Origin of the sequence: Pedobacter cryotolerans (assembly GCF_005116475.1) — a bacterium.
GTDB lineage: Bacteria > Bacteroidota > Bacteroidia > Sphingobacteriales > Sphingobacteriaceae > Pedobacter > Pedobacter cryotolerans.
The window spans coordinates 53994-60112 of the sequence record NZ_SWBO01000015.1 but is presented as its reverse complement, the minus strand read 5'-3'; the positions used below and the strand labels follow the sequence as shown (position 1 = coordinate 60112).

Genomic DNA, 6119 nt, shown 5'->3' with positions numbered 1-6119 from the left:
GAAAATGCGTTTATATAGTTTTTTACAGTATTACGGGAAACACCGGTATGGGTGGCAATGGAAAGTTTGCTCCGCCCTTGGCTGTACATTCTGAGTATCTGTCTTATCTTGCTCATGCTAATCGTGGAATTGGCCATTTCGGAGGGATTATATATCCATCAAAAATAGGGTTGCTCCAATAGCATTTGGCCCCGTTCCAAACTGGTCAGTTTAGTCCGAAATCAGGTGGTCAGTTTCCAGCGGAATAGGTGGTCAGTTTAAACCGAAATGGGGTGGTCAGTTTCAGCGAAATCTCCAGTCAAAGCCCTTTTGGACGATTATAAGATTAAGGAAATGACCGAGCCCGAAAAAGCAGAAGCTTTGGAAACTTCATTGATTAATGGTAACCGTCCGATGGTGACCGTTGAAACAGATGGGCAGGAAACCAAGATGTATTTGGAGACCGCTGTTCGTTATGGCAAGCTGAACTTTTATGCAGAAAATGGGAAGCCCGAAAAAAGGGAGCAGTTCCAAAAAGAAACTGGACTAGAAATGAGCAATGTCTTTGCGAAGAAAATGGAACAAGGCAAAGACAAGGAAGTTGCTCAGGGACAGGGAATGGGAGTTTAACCGAAAAATTATATATTCGTTTAAGCGGAACTAATTAATTAACAATCATAAAATATTACAATTATGGAAAAATTTAAAAAGGTAAAACAGTTAATCTCCGATCTTGAAACAGATGCTGGAAAGTTCTATAACTCTAATAATGGTGCTGCGGGTACACGAGTACGTAAAGCAATGCAGGATTTAAAGGTTCTGGCGACTGAAATCAGAAAAGACATCACGGAAAAGAAAAATTCAAAATAATTTTTTTGATCAAAAGCTATTGCCCCTGCATATCGTCAGGGGCTTTTGCTAATTTTCCATTTCTAATATTAAATATGCAGCGTCGAGCGACTTCAGTACTAAGTCAAGTTTCAGACCTAGTAATGCGAATTCCATCCTAATTCGACTTTCTAAACTTTGTCTGATCGAAGTATTGATATTCCGTAATGCTCCAACCCATACAGCTGTTACGTCACTTTCCATTTTTTCATAACTTATTACTGCACTTAATAGGATGTGTTTAATATGCTTGACAGCTGAGGATAAATTGAGAGTGCTATTCCTTGCGGAAAGATTTTCAAGACAAAGTGCATAGTTGTTTGGAAGCCCAGAAAGATGCTTTGAATACATCTCATTCAGCTGAAAATCGTTTGGGGCAAAGCCAATATAACTATTGTTAACGAATTCATCCAGACTACTATGATCGATGCCAAAAAGAGCCTTGACGAAGAGCTCTGTGCTCCTAAGCTTATTCAAATTCAAAAACCCATGTTTTAAATAAAAGAAATCATCGGAAATAATAATGTAATCGGATTGTTGTGCTAACAACATAGTACTTACCACGATGTCAACTACGAAATTTTCTCCAATCACGAGGTTGTTCTGCCTGATAACTTCTAACGTATTTGGCGCAAGTTCAATAGTACAATTTTGATCAATCCAAGCTAGTAATCCCCTTGTGTAATTTATTCTATTGCTGTTGAAACTTTCATGTGTCTGATAAATTTTTGGTTTATGACCACCGACAGTCACTGACATCTCACTCGGGAGATCTGATTCCATTTGCTGAAGAACATGTTTGATATGTTCATGCATATATCTGGAGATTATAAATTTACTTCCATATTCAACTTGGTGATTGGTTGAAATCTGATAAAGCATTAAAATAGAACTAAAGTCGATAACCCATTTATTATTCCCTATTTCAGTGTTCATGAAGTCACGCATAGGAATTGTTGCAAAACCTTTTCCAGATACCAAATTGGCATATGCGTCCAAATATTTTTTATCATGGGGATTGAGAACAACTTCTGTAAATGAAATTTGATATTTGTAATATTTTTCAAGTTCCTGTTGTGCCATCATCTTTGCCTTTGCCCCGCTTTCCCCGAACATTTCCTGTAATGTCTGGAGTATGCTTCCCGGGTTATCAGGATCGATTATAATTGCTGCGAACGGAATTCCTGAAAATGGATCGGTAGCAACTTGGGCGAAAATTTCGTCATGGAGCGAAAGATATTTATTCATAACCCTCTCGATCATTATGATATCTTCCTGATTGGTCATAGGTCTTTTTATAGTGAAATGATCACCAGGCTTATGTCCAATGAATTTTGAAAATATTGGACTAACGCAATTTATTGGTGTCATCTCAACAAAATGGGTAGTCCTGTCTCTAGTGTATTTTACGAAGGTTCCTTCTTTCACAACATCGAATGCCTCCATTGGCTCCATGCTGGAATTCAACTTAGATGATAATAGACAGGCTTGGAGATATGCGGTTCTTACTTCTGTTTGTAGAGGGTCTTTTGCATATCGATATAAGAGCTCAAAACCTTGTTGTGGCAAACCATTTTTGATTAGAATCGTACCAGCATTCGTAATGTGGGCCGAATGGCTAAAACCATAATTCATTACTTGCTCTGCAATTTCGTTTAATTTATTGATGCTTATTTCATTACCTAGTTCATGAAGCGCAATCAGATAAAGGTTTATTACCCCATCATTTTTTGGAATCTCCTTAAAATAAGCCTCACATATCTCAATAACTTCAGCCCATTCCATAAGATCTCGACGCATCTGAATTTCTTTCAGAAGAAATTCTTGATCAAAATCAATTTCCGTCCTCCATAACTTTAAAAGTTTTAAGACTTCTATATCATTTTTGCCATTGGCCGCAAGTGAGTGAATATAATGATGAAGTGCTCTTCCCCTGTCATTCTCGGCTCCAGATTTTCTAAATGCTTGAATTGCATGTTTATACTTCTCGGCTGAAAAAAATGCTGACGCTATCATTGAACAGGCTGTTTCGTTGCTTAAGCCCATAGCCAAATCAAGGAGCTTGTCTGAATTTTCTAGAGTGTTTTCTCCAAAAAGAAGCTCAGAGAGAAGCGATATGATTTCTTGATGCGACTTGTTGATGAAGGTTTTATTTTCAGTAAATTCGGTAGCGGCAAATTCCTTATCAAAACCCCGAAGCGCAGTTTCTATCATGGCGTTGAGATAGGTTTCGAGATAGTTTTCCGGCAGTTCATGAATTGATGCAAAAAATCTTTTCATTGCAAGTAAATGTGCTTCATCTTGGTTCGTCCTTGAATAACAATGAGCAAGAAGCATTAATATTTCTGGCTCATTAGTTTCACGGCCTTCTATAATTTCGATTGCATCGTAATATCTCCCAGTTTGCTGAAGTGCATTTGCACATTGAAGAGCATTAAAAAAAGTCTTGCCCTCCAAAGTTTGATAATGCTTCTGCATTTCCAATGCATACCGTTCTTCTCTGGTGATCATAAAGTTTGTAAATGCAAGCAGAAACTTAAAATCTAGAGTTTGCTTTTCGATCTCCGTACCCGTGGTTATCTCAGTCAATTTTTCAAGTCTTTCATTTAGAAAAACAATGAGTTCATTATCACGTGCTGCAGGTTCTCTGAAGTCGATATACATATTTTTATAATATCGATTTACAGCATTTAAAATCCAAAATAAGTATAGATTATAATTCGCAATAGTAATCTCGAATTCTTTAAAGTCTGAAGGTGACAGTAACTTATTTTCCCTATAAAGTAGATTTAGTGTCTCAATTCTGTCTTTGTTCATCAGCATATTGTGGACAATTTTCTGAAAATCATCATTTTTTGCCACCAAGCTAGGTGCCTGATTGAGGAGAATTGAAAATTCTCCAGTTGACGTTCCAAGCAGTTTTAGTGCCCAACCCATCGTGCTGTATAAATCTTGCTCGATCAATTCCTCTGCCATTTTATTCGAGTTCTCTATTGAGTCTAGTTTAAAATGGGCTAGCGCTGCCTGCTCTTTATAAAGTATATTATTAGGATCCAATCGATATGCCTCCAAGTAACTGCGGGCAGATTTCTCGCCTTCTCCCAAAAAATGTTGACATACTCCTTTTTGATAGGCCAACAATGCTATAAAGTGCTGATTTGGTTTATTTGTGCTAGTCGTAAAACTCTCTTCCAGTTGTTCCAATAATTTAATTGCAGTTGCAGGTTTAAATGCTCTTAGAGTATCGGTGTATGAGTCAAGCCTATTTTTCCATTGCATCTGTAGATCACCGTCCATCGCGAGACTCATGCTCTCCATTTGCCTCCGCATTTCGTCAACCTTTCTTGAAATATTAAATATCTCTTGATCAAATGTTTGTTTGACCTCAAGTTTTTTGAGTTTTGGATCAGCTTCTACGTTAGTTATAAAAATCGCGTAAAAATCTTCTATGTTCTTTTGAGTGGGTAGAGCGATTCCGGGCTCACTTTCTAAAACCTGTGTGAGTTTGACAGGATCGTAATCTTCTGGATGCATTATCCGAAACTTCAATAGTTCGTCGATCACATTTAACGAATGATAAAAGGGCATCAGCTTTCCACTATCCTGACCATATTTTTCATCATAAGTTTCAATTGTCTTATCTATAGCATCCCTCAGATTATCTTTGAAATCGTCATTTTTTGCAAAAGCAAGGTCAAATCCACGTTTTACAAAATAAGTTGCAAGGGTATTCGCTGAAAACGTTGCTATGCCAAGCGCTGTTGCTGGATCTATCATGAGCGTTAATTTTTTGTTATAATAATATTTCGATGACTGTTACCAGTCACCACCAAGGGTTACTTTCAGATTTTTGGATCCCATCTTTTTATTTATAAAGATGGTAGATGCCTCTTCAGCAAGTTTATGATCATCTATATTTCCCCGAACTTGAAGAATTTTCCTAGCTTCCGGATACCACTCATCCTTGTCAATATTCCTGATGTGCTCTTTCGCTTCATCTAAAAATCCATCAGTCTCTGTCCCGTCTCCCTTAACATCATAGGTTGCGGAATCATAAGCCGTTCTCCATGCAAGCTCCAATAACTGCTCTTTTTTCTTTTCAGTCATATTAGTAAAATTAGTTGATATTTCTATAAAGATAGGTAATTACAACTACTCTTTAATTGCCGGCATTCGACCTCTATTTATCACCAATACTAAGCCTTTTTAAACTCACAATACAATACTTGAATCCTTTCAAGTATAACAAGGTGCATTCAAATTACCCCCAACCTTTTTGTGCCAAAATTTCTGAACAATCCATTAGCCTAGTCAAGACCAAGCCCCCAAGGGGGTTTGCTGAAAAAAAATCTCCACACCTCGCTTCGCTCGGGTCGTATTTTTTTTCGCAAAGTCTTGCCTGCCTACTGGATTGTGGTCAGGTGATGGCATTTAACAAAAAGGCAGGAGGCTCCTGCCGACTGAATTTAAAAAGAAAGAACCCATGCGCACAACAAAAGGCAGAAGCCCACCCACAGGACTAAACAGCGAAAACGGAACGGCATTTCGTATAAACAGAACCGCCCTATTGGGCAAATCATTCAAATAATCATTAATAGAAATTTAAAAATCAGAAATCATGAAAACAACAGTAATTGGAAGCGAAAAACAAAACGGAGCAGTTAAAAGCACATCAACCGATAAATCGGCAATCCGCCCGGCAGTACCATTAAAAGAGAATGCAAACCAAGTTGACCCCGACAAGGAAAAGCCAAAGGCAGAAGCAGAAGGCGCAAAAGATGGTGCAGGTAGCAACGGGGAAGCGCCTAAGGAAGAAACCAAAGCAGTTGCGATTGTGGAAGCGTCAAAGGCAGAGCCGACCAAAATGGAAATCAAGGAGCAGTTGAAAGAGGAAAAACCTGCAATGAACTTGGAAGCAACAATTAAACTGGCTTTGGACTTGAACCGCCGTATCAATCAAAGGGGCAAGCTTTTGGAAACAATCGGGACATTGGAAGCCTTCGAAGTAGCACAAAAGGACGATGCAGAGGAAACCGACAGCACACACTTTCAGCGTTGCGAACTGACCATTGAAGATGATAAGGGCAGGGAGTTTACCACCAAAAACCCTTTTATCATTAATGCGGTGGCAAAGATGGTGAATACCCTTTGCGTGGATAAACTCGCAGAAATCGAGGGCGAAATCTTTATTCCTGTTAAATAAATAATTAAACGCCCTGCCTTTTGGGTGGGGCGCTTAATTATTTATTACT

The 6119-nt window shown here is 38.4% G+C and carries 6 protein-coding genes; 4 read left to right on the top strand and 2 right to left on the bottom strand.

Annotated features, from left to right (window positions below):
• From FA045_RS19245 to FA045_RS17635, 3 genes are all read left to right on the top strand, one after another.
• Positions 1-182: hypothetical protein (locus FA045_RS19245; protein WP_449415939.1), on the top strand; the 182-nt coding region annotated here is incomplete at its 5' end.
• An 85-nt stretch (positions 183-267) separates the two neighbouring features.
• Positions 268-609 (top strand): hypothetical protein, encoded by a 342-nt coding sequence (locus FA045_RS17640; RefSeq protein WP_136878410.1) that lies wholly within the window; start codon positions 268-270, stop codon positions 607-609.
• Positions 610-672: 63 nt separating this feature from the next.
• Positions 673-849 carry a histone H1 gene (locus tag FA045_RS17635; RefSeq protein ID WP_136878409.1) on the top strand — a complete coding sequence of 59 codons (177 nt, stop codon included), beginning with the start codon at positions 673-675 and terminating at the stop codon, positions 847-849.
• A 48-nt stretch (positions 850-897) separates the two neighbouring features.
• On the opposite strand, the gene FA045_RS17630 is transcribed toward FA045_RS17635, so the two are convergent.
• Both FA045_RS17630 and FA045_RS17625 read right to left on the bottom strand, forming a co-directional pair.
• Positions 898-4644 carry a PIN domain-containing protein gene (locus FA045_RS17630; RefSeq protein WP_136878408.1) on the bottom strand — a complete coding sequence of 1249 codons (3747 nt, stop codon included), beginning with the start codon at positions 4642-4644 and terminating at the stop codon, positions 898-900.
• Positions 4645-4683: 39 nt separating this feature from the next.
• On the bottom strand, positions 4684-4974 hold the full coding sequence (locus FA045_RS17625) for a hypothetical protein (protein ID WP_136878407.1): 291 nt from the start codon (positions 4972-4974) through the stop codon (positions 4684-4686).
• A gap of 511 nt (positions 4975-5485) precedes the next feature.
• On the opposite strand from FA045_RS17625, the gene FA045_RS17620 reads away from it, so the two are divergent.
• Entirely contained in the window at positions 5486-6070 is a 585-nt protein-coding gene (locus FA045_RS17620) for a hypothetical protein (RefSeq protein WP_136878406.1), read from the top strand.
• Positions 6071-6119 lie beyond the last annotated feature (49 nt).

Bases quoted from the DNA above. Each gene is read 5' to 3' on its own strand.
- FA045_RS17640 (WP_136878410.1), top strand. From the start codon at position 268: ATGGGGTGGTCAGTTTCAGCGAAATCTCCAGTCAAAGCCCTTTTGGAC.
- FA045_RS17635 (WP_136878409.1), top strand. From the start codon at position 673: ATGGAAAAATTTAAAAAGGTAAAACAGTTAATCTCCGATCTTGAAACA.
- FA045_RS17630 (WP_136878408.1), bottom strand. From the start codon at position 4,644: ATGATAGATCCAGCAACAGCGCTTGGCATAGCAACGTTTTCAGCGAAT.
- FA045_RS17625 (WP_136878407.1), bottom strand. From the start codon at position 4,974: ATGACTGAAAAGAAAAAAGAGCAGTTATTGGAGCTTGCATGGAGAACG.
- FA045_RS17620 (WP_136878406.1), top strand. From the start codon at position 5,486: ATGAAAACAACAGTAATTGGAAGCGAAAAACAAAACGGAGCAGTTAAA.